Source organism: Bosea sp. (in: a-proteobacteria), assembly GCA_023910605.1.
GTDB lineage: Bacteria > Pseudomonadota > Alphaproteobacteria > Rhizobiales > Beijerinckiaceae > Allobosea.
In genome coordinates, this window is sequence record JAAVVV010000001.1 from 3,462,133 (window position 1) to 3,485,124 (window position 22,992).

Below are 22,992 nucleotides of genomic sequence, written 5' to 3' on the forward strand. Positions count from 1 at the left end.
GACAGGCTGGGCCTTTGGCGTTTTCGCCCGCCGAAGCGCCATGCTCATACGGCGCGTGGCGTCCACGGTGCTGCCCTTGCGGCGCATGCACCTGACGCGCTTTCTCTTCGCGCCGCCCGATCTCAGGACCACCGACCCGACCATTGCAGCCGAAATCTATGCCGGCCAGTTCGTCTTCGCAGGGCGTATCATGGATGCGCGCGGCCGCTCGCCCTTCGATCTGCCGTCTCCGAGCGCAAGCTGGGCCGAGACGCTCTACGGTTTTGGCTGGCTGCGCCATCTGCAGGCCGCCAACTCCAGCCTCGCGCGCGATAACGCCCGCGCCCTCGTCACCGACCTCATGGAGCGGACGAACGCGCTGCCGCCTGCGGCGCTGAAAGCCTCGGTGATCGCCCGCCGGCTCATGGCCTTCCTCGCCCAGTCGCCCCTGGTGCTCGATGGCGCGGACCATGTCTTCTACAAGGCCTATCTCAGGGCGGTGCGGCTTGATGCGCGCCGGCTGCACGATGCGCGTCACCTGTCTGACGATCCGCTCGTCAGGCTCAATGCAGCGATCGCGCTCTGCGCGCTGGGCCTGTGCGTTGAAGGCGCCGAGCGGCTCGAAAAGCGTTTCGGACATGAGCTGGCCAAAGAGCTTGACGATCAGGTGCTGGCCGATGGCGGCCATGTCAGCCGCAACCCGCGCGTTCTGATCGACCTTTTGCTGGATGTGCTGCCGCTGCGCTCGACCTATGCCGCACGCGGGATGCAGGCTCCCCGGGCCCTCGTTTCCGCTATCGACCGGATCGTGCCGCACCTCAAGATGCTGCGTCACCCGGACGGCTCCATCGCGCTGTTCAATGGCATGGGCGCCAGCCAGGTCGATGCGCTGGCGACCCTTTTCGCCAGCCACGACACGGGCGGGCGCGCCGCCACCGAGGCGCCCTATGCCGGCTATCAGCGGCTCGAGGCGGGAGCTTCGGTGCTCATCATGGACACCGGTCCCTCCCCGCCCTTCGCCGCCTCTTCGGAGGCGCTCGCCGGCTGCCTCTCCTTCGAGTTCTCGCATGGCCGCCAGCGCATCTTCGTGAACTGCGGCTTGCCGCACCAGACCGGCCGCGACCTGCCGACCGAACTGCGCGCGACGGCCGCGCACACCGCTGCAAGCTATGGCGACCTGTCAAGCTGCACCTTCCTCACCCGGCTTGACGAGACGCGAATCGTCTCGGGCCCCGAGCGCGTGACTGCCGAGCGCTCGGTCGGGCCGGATGGGGAGACGCTGCGCACCAGCCATGACGGCTTTCAGGCCTTGCACGGCGTCCTGCTCAGGCGCACGGTCACCCTTGATGCGTCCGGCGACCGCCTTTCCGGCCATGACGAAGCGGAGGGCGCAACTGGCGGCGCGCAAGGCAAACGGCTGATATGCCGATTCCATCTGCATCCCAGCCTGAGCGCGGAGTTGCTGCCCGGCGGCGAGGTCCTGCTTGCCGGCGCGCGGGGCCCGTCATGGCTGTTCACGGCATCCGAAGCGACGCTGGGGCTGGAGGAGAGCGTATTCTTCGCCGGCATGGACGGCACTCGCCGCACCTTGCAGATCGTGGTGATGGGTCTCGAGCCGGACAGTCCCGTGAGCTGGCAGCTCAAGCGGCACGCGCCCCTCGCCGCCTAGCGCGACATGGCGAGATTGGCGCCGGAGCGCGCGATGACGCCCGAGAGGGACGAGCCGCTGTTGACGCGCATGCGCGCGGCGACGGAGCCGCCGGGCTGGTAAAGATAGACCTCGCCATCGCGGTAATCCCAAGCCGTGACCTTCTGCAGATCGCGGTTGGCGCAGCCCGTGGCATTGGCCCGGTAAAGATCCAGCGCCGGCGTGCTCGACAGAACCACGCGGCATGAGCCGCCCGTGGCTTCCCGCGCGGTCCAGCCGCCGATCACGCCGTCACGCGAGGACACTGCGCCCCGCCCGCTCGGCGCCCCGCCCAGCGTCTCGATCTCGCGACCGCCGCCACCAAGGGTTGGCGTCTCGATGGCCCGGGGTGCGGGCGGCGGCGTGGCCGGCGCGGATGGCTGGAAGAATGGATCGGCCGGCGGCTGCAACTCGGCCTCCGGCGCAGCGACGGCGCCGCCCGGCGGCGGCAGGGCCTGGCTTTCGACGCGGGAGGTCACCACGGGCGGGGCGGATGGAAGCTCCGCCGAAGGGGCAGCCTGAGCCGGGCCGATGTCGCGCGGCCCGCCGGTGAAGCGGTTGGCATTGGCGCAGCCTGCGAGCGCGAGAGCGCACAGCGCAAGCCCTGCCAGCCGCACGGCCGAAGACGAACCATCCCGCAGATTTCGTGTCGACATCATTTCCGCCCCATGCTGCGCAGCCCGACCCTCAAGCCAAATCTGGGCACGGATGGGGCGATTGACCACCCCTGTCTGCGTCATCATGGCTGAATGGCGCATGACCCGGAAGCGACGACACGCAGCGCGCTCCGGCTGCGTCGATGATCATTGCGCCCGGCATCGGACATCAGAATCAGACGTCAGGATCAGACGTCAGGATCAGACGTCAGAATCAGACCTGGCGGGCGACCATCATCTTCTTGATCTGCGCGATGGCCTTGGCGGGGTTGAGGCCCTTTGGGCAGACATTGGCGCAGTTCATGATCGTGTGGCAGCGATAGAGGCGGAACGGGTCCTCGAGATTGTCGAGCCGCTCGCCTGTGGCTTCGTCGCGGCTGTCGATCAGCCAGCGATAGGCCTGAAGCAGGATGGCGGGGCCGAGGAAACGGTCTCCGTTCCACCAGTAGCTGGGGCAGGCGGTGGAGCAGCAGGCGCACAGGATGCACTCATAGAGCCCGTCCAGCTTCTCGCGGTCTTCGCGCGACTGCTGCCACTCCTTCTCGGGCGCGGGCGTGTCGGTCTTCAGCCAGGGCTCGATCGAGGCGTGCTGGGCGTAAAAGCGCGTCAGGTCCGGCACCAGATCCTTGATGACCGGCATGTGCGGCAAGGGATAGATCGCCACCTTGGCCGCATGGCCATTGTGGTTGGCGCCGCAATCATCGATGCCTGTGGTGCAGGCCAGCCCGTTCTTTCCGTCCATGTTCATGGAGCAGGAACCGCAGATGCCCTCGCGGCAGGAGCGGCGGAAGGCCAGCGTCGGATCGACCTTGTTCTTGATCCAGATCAGCGCGTCCAGCACCATAGGCCCGCAATCGTCGCGGTCGACCGTATAGGTGTCCACGCGCGGGTTCGCCTTGTCGTCCGGGTTCCAGCGGTAGACGCGGAACTCGGTGACGTTCTTCGCACCCGCCGGCGCAGGATGACGCTGGCCTTCGGTGACGCGGGAATTCTTGGGAAGCTGGAATTGGGCCATTTGAACTACCTAGTCTTCGTCATCATCTTGCAAAGCTGCAAGAAGATCGTTATTTTCTTCGATGCGGAGCATTCGGATATCTTTGACACTTGGCGTGAACCAGTTATATTTCGCGGCGAGTTTCTGAACAACGCGAACACAACGGGCTGCATCGATCTCGTCGTTCCCAAAGTAAGTACTATCTTGCTTCCATTCGAAACCACGCGCGGTGAGATAGTTGCGTACATCGGTATAGGCATTATGCCATGACGCGTTAGGATATGTCTGTTCGAAAGTGTTGGTGTCGAAGTCAAACACAATCGCATACATTCTTCCATCCCGTCGCCTGTTGTGTCCTACACTTGCCATCTACTGCGCTCCTCAGAGAGGCTGATAGTCTTCAGTAAACACGTGCCTTGGGCGCAATGTATTCGATCTCGTTGGACATCGTGTAGGTGTGCACCGGACGGTAATCGATGCTGACCGAGCGCTTCTCGTCATCGATCCAGGCGAGCGTGTGCTTCATCCAGGTCTTGTCGTCGCGGTCCGCGTAATCCTCGCGGGCATGGGCGCCGCGGCTCTCGGTGCGGTTCTGCGCGGAGTCCATCGTCACCACTGCCTGGGTGATGAGATTGTCGAATTCCAGCGTCTCGATCAGGTCCGTGTTCCAGATCAGCGAGCGGTCCTTGATGCCGATGTCGCCGATGCCGTTCCACACCTCGTGGATCAGCGCATGGCCTTCATCGAGCACCTCGCCCGTGCGGAACACGGCGCAGTTGCTCTGCATCGTGGCCTGCATGCGGGCGCGCAGCTGCGCGGTCGAGGTGCCGCCATCGGCGAACTGGTAGCGCGCGAGGCGCGACAGGGCGAGATCGCTCGCCTGCCTGGGCAGCTCGGGCTGCTTTTCGCCGGGCGTGACCAGCTCGGCGCAGCGCAGGCCCGCGGCGCGGCCGAACACCACGAGGTCGATCAGCGAGTTGGAGCCAAGCCGGTTGGCGCCGTGGACCGAGACGCAGGCCGCCTCGCCGATCGCCATCAGGCCAGGCACCACCGTATCCGGGTCGCCATTCTTCTTGGTCAGAACCTCGCCATGATAGTTCGTCGGGATGCCGCCCATGTTGTAGTGAACGGTCGGGATGACCGGGATCGGCTCCTTGGTCACGTCGACGCCCGCGAAGATGCGCGCGCTTTCGGAAATGCCGGGCAGGCGCTCGTGCAGGATCTTCGGGTCGAGATGGTCGAGATGCAGGTAGATGTGGTCCTTGTTCTTGCCCACGCCGCGCCCGTCGCGGATCTCCATGGTCATGGCGCGCGAGACGACGTCGCGGCTGGCAAGGTCCTTGGCGGAGGGCGCGTAGCGCTCCATGAAGCGCTCACCCGCGGAGTTGGTGAGGTAGCCGCCCTCACCGCGTGAGCCCTCGGTGATGAGGCAGCCCGAGCCATAGATTCCCGTGGGGTGGAACTGCACGAACTCCATGTCCTGCAGCGGCAGGCCCGCGCGCAGCGCCATGGCGTTGCCGTCGCCGGTGCAGGTGTGCGCCGAGGTGGCCGAGAAATAGGCACGGCCATATCCGCCGGTGGCCAGGATGGTCTGGCTGGCACGGAAGCGGTGCAGCGTGCCGTCATCCATCTTCAGGGCGACGACGCCGAGGCAGCGACCATCTTCGCTCATCATCAGGTCGATGGCGAAGTACTCGATGAAGAACTCGGTCTGCGCGCGCAGCGCCTGGCCATAGAGCGTGTGCAGGATGGCATGGCCCGTGCGGTCCGCCGCGGCGCAGGTGCGCTGTGCGGTGCCCTTGCCGTAATGGGTGGTCATGCCGCCGAAGGGACGCTGGTAGATCTTGCCGGCTTCGGTGCGCGAGAACGGGACGCCCCAGTGCTCAAGCTCGTAGACAGCCTGCGGCGCGTTGCGCACCAGATACTCGATGGCGTCCTGGTCGCCCAGCCAGTCTGACCCCTTGACGGTGTCATACATGTGGAAGCGCCAGTCATCCTCGCCCATGTTGCCGAGCGCCGCCGAGATGCCGCCCTGCGCCGCGACCGTGTGCGAGCGCGTGGGAAACACCTTGGAGATGCAGGCCGTGCGCAGGCCCGCCTGGGCGCAGCCCACCGTGGCGCGCAGGCCAGCGCCGCCAGCGCCGACGACGACCACATCGAAGCTGTGGTCGGTCACACCATAGGTCTGGGTCTTGATCTGCGGGCTGCCGGAGATGTCTGCTGTAGCCATGGGGTCAGCCTCCAAAGGCGATTTTGAGGAGCGAGAAGACACAGGCCGCCCCGACCGCAACCGCGAAGAAGGTGTTGGCGATCACTGCGAGGATCTTGGCTCCTTCGACGTGGACGTAGTCCTCGATGATGGTCTGCATCCCGATCCTCATATGGATCAGCGCCGAGATGATGAAAAGCAGCAGCAGCAGCGCCGCCACCGGATGCGACAGGATGGCCATGACCGCTTGATAGGGCTTGCCCGTGATCATGAGCAGGATGCTCACGAAGGCCACGACGAGGACGGCATTGGCTGTCGCCGTCAGACGCTGCATCCAGAAATGCCCGGTTCCGGCCTTGGCGGACCCGAGGCCGCGGACCCGCCCGAGCGGCGTGCGCATGGTGGATTTGGACTGCATGATGCTGGCCCTTGTCTGTGTGTTCGGGTTGGCGGCGCCAGGCGCTCAGCGAACCGCGTAGGCCACGATCCAGATCAGGATCGTGAGCGGCACGGATATGAACAAGGTGAAGCGCGCCATGTTCATGCGATTGGCCGCATCGAACCCATGGCCGGTGTCCCAGACCAGATGGCGCAGGCCGCCGAGCATATGGTGCATCAGCGCCCAAGTGTAGCCGAAAAGCACGATCCGCCCCAGCCATGATCCGGCAACGGATTGCGCCGTGTCGAAGGCACCAGGCCCTGAAGCGGCGGCGACGAGCCAGAGCGCGAGCAGCAGGGTGCCGCCATAAAGCGCCACGGCCGTCACCCTGTGAAAGACGGACATCGCCATGGTCCAGGACCAGCGATAGATCTGCAGATGCGGCGACAGTGGCCGACCAAGCTCCGCCATGCGTATTCCCCTGCCCGGGTCATGATCGCCCGGCTCCGACGTGTGGATTGAGTGCTCTTACCCAAATGCCCCGCATGCCGCAATGCGACATGAGAACGAGGTGTTACATAAATGAAATTTTGTCACCATGGTGCGGAAGCCGTATTTCAATCGGTTCGCCATCCTTGGCGAGACGCTGGATGCCCCCTGCATGGCTTCGACCTCAGCGCGGCCTGGCGGCCGCGACGATGTAGTTGACAGCCATGTCCCCCGACAGCCGCCAGCCGCCGTTCATCAGGTCAGGCGCCATGCCGCGCATCTCCAGCACGGGCAGCCCGGCGCGTTCCAGCCCTTGCGCCAGTTCCTCGGGCCGCACGAACTTGTTCCAGTCATGGGTGCCGCGCGGCAGCCAGCGCAGCACATACTCCGCGCCGATGATCGCAGCGCCGAAAGCTCGCAGGCTGCGGTTGAGCGTGGACATCACCACAAGCCCGCCCGGCTTCGCCGCCTTCGACAGGGCGCCGAGGAAGGCGGGCGCATCCGCGACGTGCTCGATGACCTCGAGCGCCATCACCATGTCGAAGCGCTCGCCAGCCTCGACGACGCTTTCGATCGTCTGATCGCGATAATCGATGGCAAGCTCCATCCGGGCGGCATGGGCGCGCGCCACGCCGATGTTGCGCGTCGCGGGGTCAAGGCCGGTGACGCGGGCGCCGAGCCTCGCCATCGGCTCGGACAGGAGGCCGCCGCCGCAGCCGACATCCACGAGATCGAGCCCCTCGAAGGGCGAGACGCAGCGCCCGTCGCGGCCGAAATGCGCGAGCGCCTGCTCCCGGATGAAGCGCAGCCTGACCGGATTCATGCCGTGCAGCGGCTTCATCGGCCCTTCCGGGTCCCACCAGCGTTCCGCCAGCGCGTCGAAGCGCTCCACTTCGCCGGCATCGATGGTGCCCTGTGCTGCCTGCCTCGACATAGGCCGCCCTCTTTCATGCCTGTGCCGGCTTTGCGCCGGCCGATTGCGCATGTATACGCCCCTGCGGTGGCACAAGGCGAGCGTCAAGGCGTCGCCCCGGACAGCCCGGAACTCGGATACGGAAGCGAAGACACGGATGTCGCGTCTTGTCATGAAATTCGGCGGCACCTCTGTCGCCACGGTGGAGCGCATCAAGAATGTCGCGCGCCATGTGAAGCGCGAGGTCGAGGCCGGCCATGACGTTGCCGTCGTCGTCTCGGCCATGTCGGGCAAGACCAATGAACTGGTCGGCTGGTGCAAGGAGGCGGCGGCGCTTTACGACCAGGCCGAGTACGACACCGTAGTGGCGGCAGGCGAGCAGGTCACCTCGGGGCTTCTCGCCATCGTCCTCAACGACATGGGCATCAAGGCCCGGTCCTGGCAGGGCTGGCAGATCCCGCTTCATGGGTCGGATGCGCATGGCTCGTCGCGCATCGTGGATGTGGACGGCACAGCCATCCTTAAGGGCTTCGCAGAGAACCGCTCCGTGGCGGTCGTCTCCGGCTTCCAGGGCGTGCACAAGGAAAGCGGGCGCATCGTGACGCTCGGCCGCGGCGGCTCGGACACCTCCGCCGTGGCGCTGGCCGCCGCGCTGCAGGCGGGCCGCTGCGACATCTACACGGATGTTGACGGGGTCTACACCACCGATCCGCGCATCGTCGCCAAGGCGACCCGGCTCGACAAGGTTTCCTTCGAGGAGATGCTCGAGATGGCCTCGCTCGGCTCGAAGGTGCTTCAGGTGCGCTCTGTCGAGATCGCGATGGTGCATCGCGTGCCAACCTATGTGCGGTCGTCCTTCGACGACCCGGAAAACCCGAAGCAGGGCACTCTCATCTGCGACGAGGAGGATATCGTGGAGCAGCAGATCGTCACCGGCATTGCCTATTCCAAGGACGAGGCGCAGATCACGTTGCGCCGCGTGGCCGACAAGCCCGGCGTCGCCGCTTCCATCTTCGGTCCGCTGGCCGAGGCCAACATCAATGTGGACATGATCATCCAGGTCGTCTCGGACGATCAGGCCACCACCGACATCACCTTCACCGTGCCGACCGCGGACTTCGACCGCGCCCGCACCATCCTCGAGAACCAGCGCGGGCAGATCGAGTATCAGGCGCTGCAGGGCGCCGCCGATGTGGTCAAGGTCTCCGCCATCGGCATCGGCATGCGCAGCCATGCCGGCGTAGCCGCCCGCGCCTTCCGCGCGCTGGCGGACAAGGGCATCAACATCCGGGCGATCACCACCTCCGAGATCAAGTTCTCGGTGTTGATCGACGCCGCCTACACCGAGCTTGCCGTGCGCACCCTGCACACGCTCTACGGGCTGGACCAGGCATCGGCGCCCAGCGCGGCATGATCTTCGCCGGCCGCATGAGCCGCGTGCAAAAACCGGCGGGCTCGGCCTGGCCAGCGCATGCGAAAGTGACGTCATGACAGACAAGCCAAACTGGTCCCCGCGCACGCTGGCCGCCCAGGCCCTCGGCAAGATCGATCCCCTGACGCGCGCCGTCGTGCCGCCGATCCATGTCGCCACGACCTTCATCCGCGACGAGGACAATGGCTATTCCAGCGGCTTCGTCTATGGCCGGCCGGATAACGAGACCATCCGCGAGGCGGAGGCGGTGCTCGCCATGCTGGAGCAAGCCAAGGCGGGCGCGCTTTTGTTCTCCAGCGGCATGGCCGCAGCGACGGCCGTCTTCCAGGCGTTGGACCCGGGCGATCACATCGTCGCGCCGCGCGTGATGTACTGGGCTCTGCGCAGCTGGCTCATGACGGAGGCGGCTCGGTGGGGCCTTCTCGTCACCTTCTGCGAGACCGATGACCTGTCCCGGCTCAAGGCGGCGGTCCAGCCTGGCAGGACCAGGCTTGTCTGGGTCGAGACGCCCTCGAATCCGCTCTGGACCGTCACCGACATCGCGGCAGCGGCCGGCATAGCCCATGCGGCCGGCGCGCGGCTGGCCGTCGATTCGACCTGCGCCTCGCCCGTCCACACCCAGCCTCTGCTGCTTGGAGCCGACGTCGTGATGCATGCGGCCACGAAGATCCTCAACGGCCATTCGGACGTGGTGGCCGGCGCTCTCGCCGCGCGCGAGGACGACGCCTTCTGGCAGCGCATCAAGACCATCCGCAAGATGCAGGGCGGCATTCTCGGCCCGTTCGAGGCCTACCTGCTGATGCGCGGCATGCGCACGCTGCATCTGCGCGCCGAGCGTCAGGCGAAGACCGCCATGGACCTCGCCTTGCGCCTGTCAGCCCATCCCCATGTCTCCCGCGTGCTCTATCCGGGCCTGCCGCAGCATCCAGGCCACGATGTCGCCGCCCGGCAGATGGCCGGCGGCTTCGGCTACATGATGAGCGTGCAGGTCGCAGGCGGCGAGGCCGCCGCCATTTCGACCGCGGCAAGGGTCAAGCTGTTCAAGCGCGCCACCTCGCTCGGCGGCGTCGAAAGCCTGATCGAGCATCGCGCCTCGATCGAGGGCGCGGGCTCCCCCTGCCCGCCCGATCTGCTGCGCCTCTCATGCGGCATCGAGGACACGGATGACATGTTCGCCGATCTCGATGCCTGCCTTCGCGCCGCACACGGCTGAGGCCGGCTATCGGCGGTTGGCCAGAACCACGCCGAGCACGGCGATGGCCATGCCGATGATCTGGATCGTTGTCAGCGTCTCGCCGAAGAGCAGCCAGGCCTCGACCGCTACGGCCGGGGGCACGAGGTAGATCAAGGTCGCGGAGCGGGAGACCTCGCCGCGCCGGATCAGCAGCAGGTAAAGGCCGATACCTCCCAGCGACAGGCCGATCACAGACCAGGCCAGCACCAGCCACATGGTGAGGTTCCAGGTGATCGTCATGCTCTCGGTGGCGAAGGCGAGCGGCAAGGTGATGATGATCCCGCCCAGATACTGCACGGCCGTCATGCTGCGCAGGTCGCCGCTCTGCTGGAAGCGCTTCTGGTAGAAGCTGCCGAAGGTCACCGCGAACATGCCGACGATGTTGACGCCGAGCGGCAGGAGCACGGCCCAGAGCGCGCCAGGCGCCACGCCTGTCAGCTTGGGCGCAAGCACGAGCGCGATGCCGACGAAGCCCGCGCCGATCCCCGCCCAGCGCCGGGCCGAGATGCGTTCGCGCATCAGCCACGGCGAGAAGGCGGCCGTGAGGATGGGCTGCAACGCCGCGATCAGTCCAGAAATGCCGGCAGGCACGCCATGACGCACCGCCCACCAGACCCCGGCGAGATAGATGCCATGCAGCAGCGCGCCGGTCACCAGCGCATGCAGCCAGTTCCGCCAGCCCTTTGGCCAGTCCGCGCCGAGCATCACCGAAAGCGCCCCCAGCAGAAGCGCGGCGCAGGCGAAGCGCAGGGTCAGGAAGGTGAGCGGATCGGCATGGGGAGCGGAATAGCCGGCCGCCACCCAACCCGTGGACCAGATGAGCACGAAGAGCAGCGGCATGGACCGCACCAGAAGGGCGTCAAGCGACATCGAGGTCCAGAAAAAGCAGCAGACATTGCGACAGGCTGGCTGCTGCTATAGCCGTCCAGGCCGGGCTTGTCCCGCGCCTGTCGCGCAGGCGGGCGCCCCGCAATCAGACTGCGCCAGCCCGCCTCAGCGCTCGGTGATCTTGAACTCGATGCGGCGATTGCGCCGGAAGGCCTCGTCGCCGGTCCCCAGCTCCAGCGGCTGGAATTCGCCAAAGCCCGTTGCGGCGAGGCGTTCGGCCGGCAGGCCTCTTGTGGCGAGATATTCCACCACCGAGACGGCGCGTGCCGTGGAAAGATGCCAGTTCGACGGGAATTGCGGCGTGCGGATCGGCCGCACATCGGTATGGCCATCCACGCGCACGATCCAGGGAATGTCGGGGGGGATTTCGCGGGCGATATCGTTCAACACGGCGGCAAGCTTGTCGAGTTCGCCCTGCCCCTCGGGCTTCAGCGCCGCAGCGCCCGCATCGAAGAAGATTTCCGACTGGAAGACGAAGCGATCGCCGACCACGCGGATATCGGGCCGGTTGCCGAGAATCTGCCGCATGCGCCCGAAGAAATCGGAGCGATAGCGCGCCAGTTCCTGCACCCGCTGGGCCAGCGCGATGTTCAGCCGGCTGCCGAGATCGGCTATCCGGGTCTGGCTCTCCGTGTCCCGCGCCTCGGAAGCCGAGAGCGCGTCCTCAAGCGCGGCCAACTGCCGGCGCATGGCGCTGATCTGCTGGTTGAGAAGTTCCACGGCCGATTGCGCGCGCTGGGACAGCTGCCGCTCGGCATCCAGCGCGCCTTGAAGCTGCTGCGCCCGGCTCTGCGCAGCTCCGGCTGCGCCAGCGCCGCTGTCGGCCAGGCCCTGCAGGCGCCTGCGCTCGCCTTCCGCCTGATTGAGCGTGGACTGGAGCAAGGCGAGGTTCTCCTCTGCGGAGCGCTTCTGGCTGCGCTCGAGGGAGAGAAGGTCGGTCAGCTCGATGACCTGGTTCTCAAGCCTGCGAAGTGCGGTGTCCTTGCCGGTGATCTCCTGGCCGATGAAGAACTGCGCCAGCACGAACACCGAGAGCATGAAGACGATGGCGATGACCAGCGTCGAGAGCGCGTCGACAAAGCCGGGCCAGTAATCGGCGCCTTCCCGCCTGCGGGTGCGTGACAAGGACATCGGTCAGTCGGTCCTCGTGCGCTCGGCGAGCAGACGCTCCAGCAGGCGCCGGGTCTCCTTCTCGCGCGCCGACTGCGCCTCCACCCAGTCGCGGATGAGCTGCTGCTCGGAGCGCATGTGCTGCACCAGCCCCTGGATGCCCTCCGCCAGATTGGCCATGGCCTGCGTCGCCTGTTTGCCGCCGCCAGCATTGTCAGACAGCACCTGGGCCGTGCGCTGCAACTGCTGGACGAGTTCGGGCGCCCCCGCCGTGCCAGGGCCCATGGCCATGACGGCGGCCGGCGGACTGGCCTCGGGCTGCGCGTTGCCGAGGCCGCTGACCAGCCAGCCCTCGATGTCCATGCGGAAGCGCCTCTGCGCCTGCCCTACCTGCAGATCGAGGAAACCCAGCACGAGCGAGCCCGCCACCCCGAACAGCGAGGACGAAAACGACAGGCCCATGCCCGCGAGCGGCGCCGACAGCCCGGCCTTCAGCTCCTCGAACAGCACGCCGGCCTCCCCGCCGGCACGCAGTGTGTTGATCACCCCGCCGATGGAGCTCACGGTTTCAAGCAGGCCCCAGAAGGTGCCGAGCAGCCCGAGGAAGACCAAAAGCCCGGCGAGGTAGCGCAACGTGTCGCGCCCCTCGTCGAGACGCAGCGCGATCGATTCGAGCACGGTGGCGGACTGGCTCACGGTCAGCGCGCGAAGCCGCAGCGCAGGCAGCGCCGGCACCAGCGGCGCGAGCAACGGCAGCGGCCGCGCCTTGTTGGCCGCAGCGCCGGCGCGTAGGGCGTCGCCGGATGCAGCCTCTCGGCGCAGGCGCAGCATTTCCCGCCACGCCACCACGATGCCGACGGCGAGGCACCCGATGATGAGCCCGTTGAGCCCGGGATTGGCCATGAAGGCCGACATGATCGGCCGCTGGAGGATGAAGGCTCCGAAGCCGACGAGCCCAAGAAACACCGCCATCCGCACCATGTACCGGATCGGGCGCGAAATTCGCTGCTCAACCGCGGGGGCGACGTTGTCCGGTGTGGTGGTGAGAGACATGGCTTCCCGTCTGTTCGGGCCGAGGCGCACGGCTGCGGGCGCATCAACCAATGGCGTGTCGTCCGTCGCTGGCAGGCGCGCACGCATGCGGAACCTGTCAGGCACAGTCTTGGCTGAGCCCGGCTGAAGGATCAAGCCTCAACAGTTGCCTGCTGTTCCCTGCCTGGCCAATTCTTGGCGCCCGAACCGTTCCTTGCATTAACCACGCCCGCTCACCGCCCGTTCACCCTGATCGCCGAAAGCGCCGGCGCGGTAACGCCCCGGTCACCGGCGCGCCCTGAACGTCGGACGTGGATCAGCGCCTCCGCGCGCGGATCCCGCCGCCATGTCAGGGTGCCTCGTGTCCGCTTCCGCGTCTGTCTCCGTCCTGCTCCAGCTTCGCCGTGCGCTTGGCCGGCTGCTGCAGCGCGTGCTGCTGCTGCTGCTGGTTGCGGTCGGCCAGATCGGTTGGCGCACCAGCGCGGCGCTGATTGGCGTGCTCGGCGCCGGCTGGATCGCCAGCGTGGTGCCGGCCATGCTCGACACGGCAGCGCGAGCCAGCGCACCCGGCCAGGCCGCGGCGCTTCATGTCGGAACCATCGCGCAGCGGTCCGTGCCGGGCGGCTTGCCGGACTGGATGCAGGTGGTGCGCCCGATCGCCGCCTTCGGCCTCGGCATACCCGATCTCGATGGCCAGCCGATCCGCCACGGCGCGCGCCGTGACCGCAATTCGGCAGCGCGCGAGGATGTGCTGCAGGCAGGAGAGTTCTCGGCTCCGGCCGTCCATCTCCGTCTTGCCGTGCAACGGGACCCCATCGCCCCTGCATCAAACCAGTATCTCGCCCTCACCCGGCTCGCCGCCGAGGCCGGGCTGGCCGTCGAGCGCAGCGCCCAGCCCCGCGCGCTGGCCAGCAAGTTCGGGCCCATCGAGGCTGCCGACGTGATGCTGGGCCAGGGCCAGCATGTCCGCCATTGCCTTGCCTTCCGCCATGTTGCGGAGGACCGCACCTTCGGCTTCCATGGCTGGCTGTGCGGCCAAGATGGCATGACGGCCGACCGCCAGCGCCTGACTTGCCTTGTCGACAGGCTCAACCTGCTGGCTGCCGGCGAAGCCCGCGAACTGCGCGGCCATTTCAGCAAGGCGGAGCTCAACCGGCAGGCTTCGTGCATGTTGCCCAAGCTGCAGCAGGCCGGGCGCCGCACCACCTGGCTCGAGGATGGCCAGGCGCCGCCTCCGCTCCGGCGCGGCGGCTGAGGCTGATCACGCCCTTTTTGCTTGAGGCGTCCCGGCCCTTTCCGTTAACCATGGCATGTTAAAACGGCTGGGTCTTCCAGCGTCCGGAGTTCGACATGCGCCGCCTCACCGTCATCGCCGCCAGCCTCTGCGCTGCCGCAGTCCTTTCCCTCGCGGGCGTCCCGCAGGCCGAGGCGCAGAGCCGCAAACCCTTGCGCGTGGTCGTGGAAGGGCGTTCGTTCCTCGATGCCGGCAAGGTCGCACCCGTTGGCCACTACAACCGCCACCTCGTCGCCGCGCATGGCATCGGCTCCACGCCGATCGGCAACATCGGCGGCTTTTATGGCCGTGACACCCTGCCGGGCCCGTTCAGTGGCGAGAACCCCTTCGCCAACAGCTTCTACGGCCCAGCCGGCCGTTGAGCCATTCTCCCCGCGTCCGGGAAATCCGGACGCGGCACGATGTGGGGAGCAGCCGGCCCGCGCGCCGTCTCAGCGCACGAGGATGTTGCGGAACTGCCAGGGATCGGCCGTGTCGATGTCCTCGGGGAACAGGCTGGAGCGATCCTTGAGCGGGTTCCAGTCGGTGTAATAGCCCTTCACCGGCCCAAGATAAGGCAGCTGCACTTCGAGGCAGCGGCGGTGATCCATCTCATCCGCCTCGACGATGCCGGCTGACGGGTTCTCGAGCGCCCAGACCATCCCGGCCAGAACCGCCGAGGTCACCTGCAGGCCCGTGGCGTTCTGGTAAGGCGCGAGAGCGCGCGTTTCCTCGACCGAAAGCTGCGAGCCATACCAGTAGGCGTTCTTGCCGTGGCCGTAGAGCAGCACGCCGAGCTCGTCGATGCCGTCGACGATTTCGCTCTCGCCCAGGATATGGTGCTCGGTCTGCATCGTGCCGCCATTGCCGAACATTTCGTGCAGCGAGAGCACGGCGTCATTGGCCGGGTGATAGGCATAATGGCAGGTCGGCCGATACACGGCCTTGCCGCCCTCGCTTACCGTGAAGTAGTCGGCGATCGAGATCGACTCGTTGTGCGTGACCAGAAAGCCGTACTGCGGCCCCGGGGTCGGGCACCAGGAGCGCACGCGCGTGTTGGCTCCGGGCTGATCGAGATAGATCGCAGCGCCGCAGCCGGCATCATGCGTCTTGCCGTTGGCCGGCATCCAGGCCTCGTGCGTGCCCCAGCCCAGTTCGGCCGGCTGCATGCCCTCGGAGAGGAAGCCCTCCACCGACCAGGTATTGACGAACACGTTCATAGGCTTGGGATGCTTCGCCCGCTGGGTGTCGCGCTCGGCGATGTGGATGCCCTTGACCCCGACGCGCCGCATCAGCGCGCCCCATTCGGCCCGGCTCGTCGGTTCGGTGAAGGCAAGGCCCAGATCGCCCGCAAGATTGACCAGCGCCTGCTTGACGAACCAGCTTACCATGCCTGGATTGGCACCGCAGCACGAGACGGCAGTGGCGCCTCCCGGAGCCCCGCGCCGCGCGGCGAGAACGGTCTCGCGCAGCGCATAATTGGTGCGCGCGGCGTTCCCGCCTGCATTGTCGAAGTAGAAGCCCGGCCAGGGCTCAACGACCGTGTCGATGTAGAGCACGCCAATCTCCCGGCAGAACTCGATGAGGTCCAGCGAGGAGGTGTCCACCGAGAGGTTCACGCAGAAGCCCTGCCCGCCGCCCTTGGTGAGCAGCGGCGTGAGCAGCTCACGGTAGTTCTCCCGCGTCACGGCCTGCTGCACGAAGCCGATCTGGCGCTCGTCGAGCAGCGCGCGGTCGCTGGCATCCGGGTCCACCACGGTGAAGCGGCTCTTGTCATAGGCGAAGTGCCGCTCGATGAGCGGCAGCGTGCCCTTGCCGATGGAGCCGAAGCCGATCATCACGATCGGGCCGGTAATGGTGGCATGGACTGGCCAGCTCGTCATGGTCGGTCTCCTGAGGCGCGCGGGGCGCTGATTGCACTCGATGAAAGGCCCGCCGCAAGGGCGGGCCGCTTGCCTTCATGCCGCGTTCAAACGCCAATCATTTTGGCGCGTCAACGCCTTTTCGAAGCTGCGCCGCCGTCAGGCCGCCAGCCGCAGGCCAGGCTGGATGCGACGTCGATCGATCCTTTCACCCGTGGCCACGACCAGGCCCTCGGCGCACATCAGCGCCCCGGGCGTGACCTCGAAGGAGAGGAAGCGGGCGCGGTCCACCGGCCCAGGCAGATCAAGCCCGGCCGGAGCCGCCCTGAAGCCGAAGCGCTCGTAATAGGGGGCGTCCCCCACGAGCAGGATGAAGCTGTGACCCGACCTTGCCACGCGCCACAGGGCCTCGCGCATCAGCTTGGCGCCGATGCCGAGATTGCGTTGGCCGGCGTCGACCGCGAGCGGCCCGAGCAGCAGGCCATCGCCCGCCGTGCCGGCCGAAACGTTCCACAGCCGCACAGTGCCGACCACTTCGCCCGCATGGTCGGCCGACAGCGAAAGGCCCCGCGCAGCGCGGCGCCCTTCGCGCAGCCGCTCGGATGTCTTCTCGAATCGCGTATCGCCGAACGCTGCGTCGAGCAGCGCTTCCCGCGCGGGCAGGTCTGCGGCGATCTCGTCACGGATCTGGATCATGGCGACTCCTTTGCCGGCTTGCCGAATCGGACGGCGCCAGCTCCGCGCGAAAGGGCGCGCGGCCCACGAATGCTGAACTTTGGTGGAAGGGTGGCGGGGCCATCGCGGCCCCGCCGGTCGATCGGTCAGATCGTGTACTGCTTCAGCGGCGGGAAGCCGTTGAACGCCACGGCCGAATAGGTCGTGGTGTAGGCGCCCGTGCCCTCGATCAGCACCTTGTCGCCGATCTCCAGCGAGAAGGGCAGCATGTACGGGGTCTTCTCGTACATCACATCGGCCGAATCGCAGGTCGGGCCGGCGAGCACGCAAGGACCCATCTCCGAGCCGTCATGCCCGGTGCGGATCGCATAGCGGATCGACTCGTCCATCGTCTCGGCGAGGCCGCCGAACTTGCCGATGTCGAGATAGACCCAGCGCGCCGTGTCGGTTTCGCTCTTCCTGGAAATGAGCACGACCTCGGCCTCGATGATGCCGGCATTGCCGACCATGCCGCGACCCGGCTCGATGATCGTTTCGGGCAGCTGGTTGCCGAAGTGCTTGGAGAGCGCCCGGAAGATCGCGTCGCCATAACGCGGCACGCCCGGAACGTCCTTCAGGTACTTGGTCGGAAAGCCGCCGCCAAGGTTGACCATCGACAGGTTGATGCCGCGCAGCGCGCATTCGCTGAAGATCGCCGAGGCCGAAGCCAGCGCGCCGTCCCACGAGTTCACGTTGCCCTGCTGCGAGCCGACATGGAACGACACGCCGTACGCATCGAGCCCGCGGCGATGCGCATGCTCGAGAACGTCGGTGGCCATTTCGGGCACGCAGCCGAACTTGCGCGACAGCGGCCATTCAGCACCGGCGCCGTCGCACAGGATGCGGCAGAAAACCTTCACGCCCTTGGCGCCGGTGGCGAGCTTGGCGCGGCCGATCTTCTCGACCTCGGCCTCGCAATCGACAGCGAAGAGACGAACGCCGAGCTCCAGCGCGCGGGCGATGTCGCGCTCCTTCTTGATGGTGTTGCCGAAGGAGATGCGGTCAGCCGTCGCGCCGGCCGCCAGGCCCATCTCGATTTCCGCCACGGAGGCGCAGTCGAAGCAGGAGCCGAGCTTGGCCAGAAGGTGCAGCAGTTCGGGCGCCGGGTTCGCCTTCACGGCATAGAATACGCGCGTGTCCGGCAGCGCGCGGGCAAAGGCGAAGTAATTGTCGCGCACGACTTCGAGATCGACGACCACGCAGGGGCCATCGTCGCGGCGGGTGCGGAGGAATTCACGGATACGATCGGTCACGGCAGACTCCCTTCCCGTCGCAGGCCATGCGACAGAGCAAACCAATGAGCTGACCGACGACGAAGCGATCCGCAGCGCTGTGGAGACGCTTGCGGACCGGCTCGAGCCGGTCGGGGATTGCCATTGTTTGAAGGGAGTAACCCTCCGCACGCCGGGCAAGATGGACAAGCCTCTTCGGTTTCCCGCACCGCCCCTTTGGAGGAGGCGGCAAAAGACCAAAAAAGCCCGTTCCGTCGTTGCTTTAAGCTGCGTCCCCCATGGAGGATGGGGTTCGCCGGTTTCGCCTCCGGCTGCTGGTTTGTGTCGAGGTTCAGATCGAAGGCCGATCGCTCGGCATCCAATCCGGGAGTTGCGCCTCGAAGGGATATCCATCCCCCTCAACCTCACTCCGGACCTCAGGCGGCTGTGCGAAGTTTCCCACGCATGCCCACCAACCAGCACGCGGCCACAGGCACGTGCGAAATTGGGCAAGGTTCATATAGGGAAAACCCCTCCCACCCACAAGTGTTTTCTGCACCTTGTTTCGCGCCGGGAACGCTCCTGGCGACGAAACACGGAAAGCGGCCCTAGACCGGACGCATTGCACTGGCTAAGTGCGGAGCCTAGCAAGATAATGTCAGCCGGTCGGCATCCGTGCGCCAGGCGGGCTGACGGCAGGTTTCGGGTCTGTTTTCGCCATGAGCAAGTGCACTCGCCGCGCCGTTCTCGCAGGGCTAGGATTCGCGCTCGCGGGCAGCGCCGCGCCAGGGGCGCTGATGGCGCAGCAGCCGGCCCCGCCGCCGGCAGCCTTGCCGCCGCCGCCGCCCCGATTCGGCTTCGAGGATGTGGTGCGCCGCGCCCGCGAGGTGTCGGCGCTGGCCTATGAGGCGCAGCCGATCCAGCTTCCCGAGCAGCTTCTGCGCCTCGACTTCGACCAGTGGCGCGACATCCGCTTCCGCACCGAGCGCGCCTTCTTCGCCAACACACCCTCGCGCTACAGGATGCACCTGTTCCACCTGGGCTTCCTGTTCAACCGGCCCGTCACCATCAATACGGTGCGCGACGGGCTGGCGACCCCGATCCCCTACGCGCCCAACCTGTTCGACTACGGCAAGACCCGCTTCGACAAGCCCTTGCCGGTCAATCTCGGCTTCGCCGGTTTCCGCATCCATTTTCCCCTCAACGATCCGCGCATCCACGATGAACTCGTCTCGTTCATCGGCGCGAGCTATTTCCGGCTGCTCGGAAGGGGCCAGAAATATGGACTCTCGGCGCGCGGGCTGAGCATCGGCGCCGGCGTGCGCGACGGCGAGGAGTTCCCCTATTTCCGCGAGTTCTGGATCGAGACGCCAGGCCCCGAGGCGGACCGCGTGGTGATCCATGCCCTGCTGGATTCGCCCTCCATCGCGGGGGCCTACCAGTTCCTGCTGTTTCCGGGCCGCGCCAGCGTCATGGCGGTCACCGCGCACCTGTTTCCGCGCCGCGAGATCCAGAAGCTCGGGCTCGCCCCGCTCACATCCATGTTCTTCACCGGCGAGAACGACCGGCGCTTCTTCGACGATTATCGCTCGGAGCTGCATGATTCGGATGGGCTGCTCATCCATTCGGGCACTGGCGAATGGATCTGGCGTCCCTTGCGCAACCCGAAGGAGCAGGCCGTCTCCGCCTTTGTCGAGCGCAACCCGCGCGGCTTCGGCCTGATGCAGCGCGACCGCGTCTTCGAGCATTATCAGGATCTCGATCTCAATTACGAGCTGCGCCCCTCCTACTGGGTCGAGCCGCAGGGCGAATGGGGCGAGGGCCATGTCGAGCTCATCGAGCTGCCCACCACCGACGAGACCAACGACAACATCGTGGCGCTGTGGGCGCCTCGCGTGCCGCTGCAGCCCGGCCGCGAGCATGTCATCCGCTACCGCCTCTCCTCGCTGGGCGATGACGAGGCGCTGCATCCCGGCGGCCGGGCGGTGAACACATATCAGGCGCGGCCCAAGGCGCTGGGCTCGGGCGAGGCCGTGACGCCGGGCGCGCGCCGCTTCATCGTGGACTTCGCAGGGGGCGAACTCGCCTACCACATGCAGGAGCCCGACAAGGTCGAGATCGTGCCGAGCGTCACCGCCGGCCGCATCAACCGCGCCTTCGTGATCCCCAACCCCAAGGTGGGCGGCTTTCGCGCCTTCATCGACGTGGTGATGGAGCCGGGCCAGTCAGGCGATCTGCGCGCCTTCCTGCGCAGCGGCCAGAAGGCGCTGACCGAGACCTGGACCTATCCCTGGCCAGCCGAGTGAGGGGTCACGCTGCAAGCCGCATCATCGCCTCGATGTCGCCCAGCGCCGGCAACCCGGCCTCGTTGCCCAGATGCTGGATCTTGTGGGCGGAGGCGGCGCGCGCGAAACGGAAATGGCTGTCCCAGCCGGCCTCGGGGCGCGCCAGATAGGAATACATGTAGGCGCCGTGGAAGACATCGCCCGCGCCGTTGGTGTCGATAACCTTCGCCGACGGCACAGGCAGCGCCTGGTGGTGGCGGCCCTGTCCGGTCTCGTCATACCAGACCAGGCCCTTCTCCCCGAGGGTGACCCCGCCGATGGTGCAGCCCTTGCTCTTGAGATGCTCCAGCATCTCGACCGGCCCCAGCTGCATCTGCTCGCACATGCGCTCGGAGACCACGGCCACATCGATGAACTGGAGCAATTCCGGCGTGTTGGAGCGCACGCCCCCGCCATCGAGCGAGGTCAGCACGCCCGCCTCCCGGCAGGCCCTGGCATAATGCAGCGCCGCATCGGGCTGGTGGCCGTCGAGATGCAGGCCGCGGCAGCCATTGAGGTTGAGCTGCTGGAAGGGGTGGAGATAGTCGTCGTCGCGGCAGCGCAGGATCGCGCGCTTGCCGTCATGCGGCATGATGAAGGAGAGCGAGCTTTCCTTCACCTTCCGGCCATGCACGGGGATGCCGTAGCGCGCCGCCATGTCGAGGAACATGCGGCCGAGCCAGTCATCGGCGAGCGATGAGAGAAGGTCGGGCTTGACGCCGAGCTTGGCGCAGCAGAAGGCCGCGGTGACGGCGTTGCCGCCGAAGGACACGGCGTAATCCTTGGCCACGGCCTTGTCGTCGCCAATAGGGATCGTGTCGGCCAGGAACACGATGTCGATGTAGGTCTGGCCGATGAACAAGGCTTCCATGATGCGTCTCAACCCCCGGTGCGCGCCGTCTTGAGCCGGCGTGCCTTGCGCGCGGCGATGATTTCGATCTCGACCTTGAACTCGGTCCGCGTGAAGCCCGAAACGATCATCAGCGTCGAGGCCGGCGGCGGCGACGCCACATGCCGGTCGCGGGACGCCATGTAGCCCGCCATATGGGCGCGATCGGTGACATAGGCGTTGATCCGCACGATGTCGGCCAGCGTGAACCCCGCATCGGCGAGGATGGCCCCGATATTGGCGAAGCACAGGTCAGCCTGCGCCTCTGCGCTCTCGGGAATGCTGTCGTCGGGGTGTACGCCGAGCTGGCCGGAGGCGAACAGCATGCGGCTGCCGGCCTGGACCTCCATGGCGTGTGAGTAGCGCGCGAAGGGCGCGCGCAGCGCCGCCGGGGTGCGGGCCCTGTTGGTCGGCGCGGGGTCGGGTTTGCTCATGGCGGGGTCCGTGTCAGTCCGTCTGGCTGCGACAGAAATCACGGTGTGCTATCCTTCGGCAAGCGCATAGATAGGCACGGCCAGAACACACCATGTCCAGCGGACCGACAGGAGCATGCGAATGACCGCCCGAAACCTCACCCGCCGCTCCGCGCTCGCGCTCGCCGCGGCGGGCGCATCCTCCCTCGCGCTTGGCTCGGGATCGCGCGCGCAGGCGCGCGAAAAGGTGCGCTTCGGCACCAACTGGCTGGCCCAGGCCGAGCATGGCGGCTTCTATCAGGCCGTAGTGGACGGCACCTATGCCCGCTACGGGCTCGATGTCGAGATCGTCATGGGCGGGCCGCAGACCAACGGCCGGCTGATGCTGCTGACCGGCCGCCTCGACTATTACATGGGCGCCAACATGATCCAGTCCCTGCTGGCCGTGAAGGAGAATGTCCCCACGGTCGTCATCGCCTCGATCTTCCAGAAGGAGCCGCAGTGCCTGATCGCCCACCCGGGCCAGGGCTATGAGCGTTTTCTCGATCTGAAAGCCTGCAACAACCTCATGCTCTCCAAGCAAGGACAGGAGTCCTTCTTCCAGTGGATGAAGGCGGAGTTCGGTTTCCGCGACGAGCAGGTCAGGCCCTACACCTTCAACGCCGCGCCCTTCCTGGCCAACAAGAAATCGGCCATGCAGGGCTACATCACCTCCGAGCCCTACGCGATCGAGAAGGAAGCCGGCTTCAAGCCGAAGGTCTTCCTGCTCGCGGATGAGGGGTTCGACACCTACTCCACCACAATCGAGACGCGCGCCGATGTCGTCGCGGGCAAGGCCGACATCACCCAGCGCTTCGTCGATGCCAGCGTGATCGGCTGGTACAACTACATCTACGGTGACAACGCAGCCGCGAACGCCGCGATCAAGGCCGCCAACCCCGACATGACCGACGACAAGATCGCGGCCGGCATCCGCCTGATGAAGGAGCACGGCATCGTCGATTCCGGCGATTCGCTGAAGGTCGGCATCGGCGCCATGACAGACGCCCGGATGAAAAGCTTCTTCGACAAGATGGTGAAGGCGGGCGTGGCGCCGGCCGGGCTGGATTACGCCAGGAGCTACACCCTCGCCTTCACCAACAAGGGCGTCGGCTTGAATCTCAGACCCAGGGGCTGATCAGGATCGACAACGGTGATGGCCCACAGTCATCCCTGGCTGCACACCTCAAGAAGTTGTGCATGGCGGAGGCTGGCGGCTGCGGCAGTCCTGCGGGAGTGTCGATTTTCACCTATCATCTGATTTG

General features: G+C 66.6%; 22 protein-coding genes. 7 read left to right on the forward strand and 15 right to left on the reverse strand.

Features of this window, described 5'->3' with window-relative positions; translation table 11 throughout:
- The first annotated feature begins 40 nt into the window (after window positions 1–40).
- Window positions 41–1,648 carry a heparinase gene (locus HEQ16_16740; protein ID MCO4055657.1) on the forward strand — a complete coding sequence of 536 codons (1,608 nt, stop codon included), beginning with the start codon at window positions 41–43 and terminating at the stop codon, window positions 1,646–1,648.
- Here the strand turns inward: HEQ16_16740 and HEQ16_16745 are convergent.
- The 7 genes from HEQ16_16745 to ubiG form a co-directional block, all read right to left on the reverse strand.
- Window positions 1,645–2,322, reverse strand: coding sequence for an AprI/Inh family metalloprotease inhibitor (locus HEQ16_16745; GenBank protein MCO4055658.1), 678 nt, complete (start codon window positions 2,320–2,322; stop codon window positions 1,645–1,647). The genes HEQ16_16740 and HEQ16_16745 overlap by 4 nt on opposite strands.
- Window positions 2,323–2,536: 214 nt before the next feature.
- A complete protein-coding gene (locus tag HEQ16_16750; GenBank protein ID MCO4055659.1) occupies window positions 2,537–3,337 on the reverse strand; it encodes a succinate dehydrogenase iron-sulfur subunit in 801 nt (266 codons plus the stop codon).
- A gap of 9 nt (window positions 3,338–3,346) precedes the next feature.
- Complete coding sequence (locus tag HEQ16_16755) at window positions 3,347–3,646, reverse strand: virulence factor (protein ID MCO4055660.1); 300 nt, start codon at window positions 3,644–3,646, stop codon at window positions 3,347–3,349.
- Between the two features lie 70 nt (window positions 3,647–3,716).
- Window positions 3,717–5,546: a succinate dehydrogenase flavoprotein subunit gene (locus tag HEQ16_16760; GenBank protein ID MCO4055661.1), complete on the reverse strand. Its 1,830-nt coding sequence runs from the start codon at window positions 5,544–5,546 to the stop codon at window positions 3,717–3,719.
- Between the two features lie 4 nt (window positions 5,547–5,550).
- Window positions 5,551–5,943, reverse strand: a complete 393-nt coding sequence (gene sdhD, locus HEQ16_16765) for a succinate dehydrogenase, hydrophobic membrane anchor protein (GenBank protein MCO4055662.1) — start codon at window positions 5,941–5,943, stop codon at window positions 5,551–5,553.
- Window positions 5,944–5,988: 45 nt separating this feature from the next.
- Complete coding sequence (gene sdhC, locus HEQ16_16770; protein MCO4055663.1) at window positions 5,989–6,375, reverse strand: succinate dehydrogenase, cytochrome b556 subunit; 387 nt, start codon at window positions 6,373–6,375, stop codon at window positions 5,989–5,991.
- Window positions 6,376–6,577: 202 nt separating this feature from the next.
- Window positions 6,578–7,327 carry a bifunctional 2-polyprenyl-6-hydroxyphenol methylase/3-demethylubiquinol 3-O-methyltransferase UbiG gene (gene ubiG / locus HEQ16_16775; GenBank protein MCO4055664.1) on the reverse strand — a complete coding sequence of 250 codons (750 nt, stop codon included), beginning with the start codon at window positions 7,325–7,327 and terminating at the stop codon, window positions 6,578–6,580.
- A 136-nt stretch (window positions 7,328–7,463) separates the two neighbouring features.
- On the opposite strand from ubiG, the gene HEQ16_16780 reads away from it, so the two are divergent.
- Window positions 7,464–8,720: an aspartate kinase gene (locus HEQ16_16780; GenBank protein MCO4055665.1), complete on the forward strand. Its 1,257-nt coding sequence runs from the start codon at window positions 7,464–7,466 to the stop codon at window positions 8,718–8,720.
- A gap of 73 nt (window positions 8,721–8,793) precedes the next feature.
- Entirely contained in the window at window positions 8,794–9,951 is a 1,158-nt protein-coding gene (locus HEQ16_16785) for a PLP-dependent transferase (protein ID MCO4055666.1), read from the forward strand.
- A gap of 6 nt (window positions 9,952–9,957) precedes the next feature.
- Here HEQ16_16785 and HEQ16_16790 read toward each other — a convergent pair whose 3' ends face one another.
- The 3 genes from HEQ16_16790 to HEQ16_16800 all read right to left on the reverse strand — a co-directional run bounded on the left by HEQ16_16790 (window position 9,958) and on the right by HEQ16_16800 (window position 13,023).
- A complete protein-coding gene (locus tag HEQ16_16790; protein MCO4055667.1) occupies window positions 9,958–10,842 on the reverse strand; it encodes a DMT family transporter in 885 nt (294 codons plus the stop codon).
- Between the two features lie 123 nt (window positions 10,843–10,965).
- Window positions 10,966–11,991, reverse strand: a complete 1,026-nt coding sequence (locus tag HEQ16_16795; GenBank protein MCO4055668.1) for a peptidoglycan -binding protein — start codon at window positions 11,989–11,991, stop codon at window positions 10,966–10,968.
- A 3-nt stretch (window positions 11,992–11,994) separates the two neighbouring features.
- Window positions 11,995–13,023, reverse strand: coding sequence for a flagellar motor protein MotA (locus HEQ16_16800; GenBank protein MCO4055669.1), 1,029 nt, complete (start codon window positions 13,021–13,023; stop codon window positions 11,995–11,997).
- 325 nt (window positions 13,024–13,348) lie between these two features.
- On the opposite strand from HEQ16_16800, the gene HEQ16_16805 reads away from it, so the two are divergent.
- Together HEQ16_16805 and HEQ16_16810 are read left to right on the forward strand one after the other, a co-directional pair.
- Window positions 13,349–14,257, forward strand: a complete 909-nt coding sequence (locus HEQ16_16805; GenBank protein MCO4055670.1) for a hypothetical protein — start codon at window positions 13,349–13,351, stop codon at window positions 14,255–14,257.
- Between the two features lie 95 nt (window positions 14,258–14,352).
- The gene (locus tag HEQ16_16810; protein MCO4055671.1) at window positions 14,353–14,658 is read left to right on the forward strand and encodes a hypothetical protein; all 306 of its coding nucleotides are present in this window, start codon (window positions 14,353–14,355) and stop codon (window positions 14,656–14,658) included.
- Between the two features lie 69 nt (window positions 14,659–14,727).
- Here the strand turns inward: HEQ16_16810 and HEQ16_16815 are convergent, their stop codons facing one another.
- The 3 genes from HEQ16_16815 to HEQ16_16825 form a co-directional block, all read right to left on the reverse strand.
- Window positions 14,728–16,158 carry a homospermidine synthase gene (locus HEQ16_16815; GenBank protein MCO4055672.1) on the reverse strand — a complete coding sequence of 477 codons (1,431 nt, stop codon included), beginning with the start codon at window positions 16,156–16,158 and terminating at the stop codon, window positions 14,728–14,730.
- Between the two features lie 138 nt (window positions 16,159–16,296).
- Window positions 16,297–16,833, reverse strand: coding sequence for an N-acetyltransferase (locus tag HEQ16_16820; protein ID MCO4055673.1), 537 nt, complete (start codon window positions 16,831–16,833; stop codon window positions 16,297–16,299).
- Window positions 16,834–16,958: 125 nt separating this feature from the next.
- The gene (locus HEQ16_16825; protein MCO4055674.1) at window positions 16,959–18,104 is read right to left on the reverse strand and encodes a type III PLP-dependent enzyme; all 1,146 of its coding nucleotides are present in this window, start codon (window positions 18,102–18,104) and stop codon (window positions 16,959–16,961) included.
- A 677-nt stretch (window positions 18,105–18,781) separates the two neighbouring features.
- Here HEQ16_16825 and HEQ16_16830 point away from each other — a divergent pair.
- Window positions 18,782–20,368, forward strand: a complete 1,587-nt coding sequence (locus HEQ16_16830; GenBank protein MCO4055675.1) for a glucan biosynthesis protein G — start codon at window positions 18,782–18,784, stop codon at window positions 20,366–20,368.
- Window positions 20,369–20,372: 4 nt separating this feature from the next.
- Here HEQ16_16830 and HEQ16_16835 read toward each other — a convergent pair whose 3' ends face one another.
- Both HEQ16_16835 and HEQ16_16840 read right to left on the reverse strand, forming a co-directional pair.
- On the reverse strand, window positions 20,373–21,257 hold the full coding sequence (locus HEQ16_16835; GenBank protein ID MCO4055676.1) for a sugar kinase: 885 nt from the start codon (window positions 21,255–21,257) through the stop codon (window positions 20,373–20,375).
- Between the two features lie 8 nt (window positions 21,258–21,265).
- Entirely contained in the window at window positions 21,266–21,709 is a 444-nt protein-coding gene (locus HEQ16_16840; protein ID MCO4055677.1) for a RidA family protein, read from the reverse strand.
- A 121-nt stretch (window positions 21,710–21,830) separates the two neighbouring features.
- On the opposite strand from HEQ16_16840, the gene HEQ16_16845 reads away from it, so the two are divergent.
- Complete coding sequence (locus HEQ16_16845) at window positions 21,831–22,865, forward strand: ABC transporter substrate-binding protein (GenBank protein MCO4055678.1); 1,035 nt, start codon at window positions 21,831–21,833, stop codon at window positions 22,863–22,865.
- The last annotated feature ends 127 nt before the right edge of the window (window positions 22,866–22,992 follow it).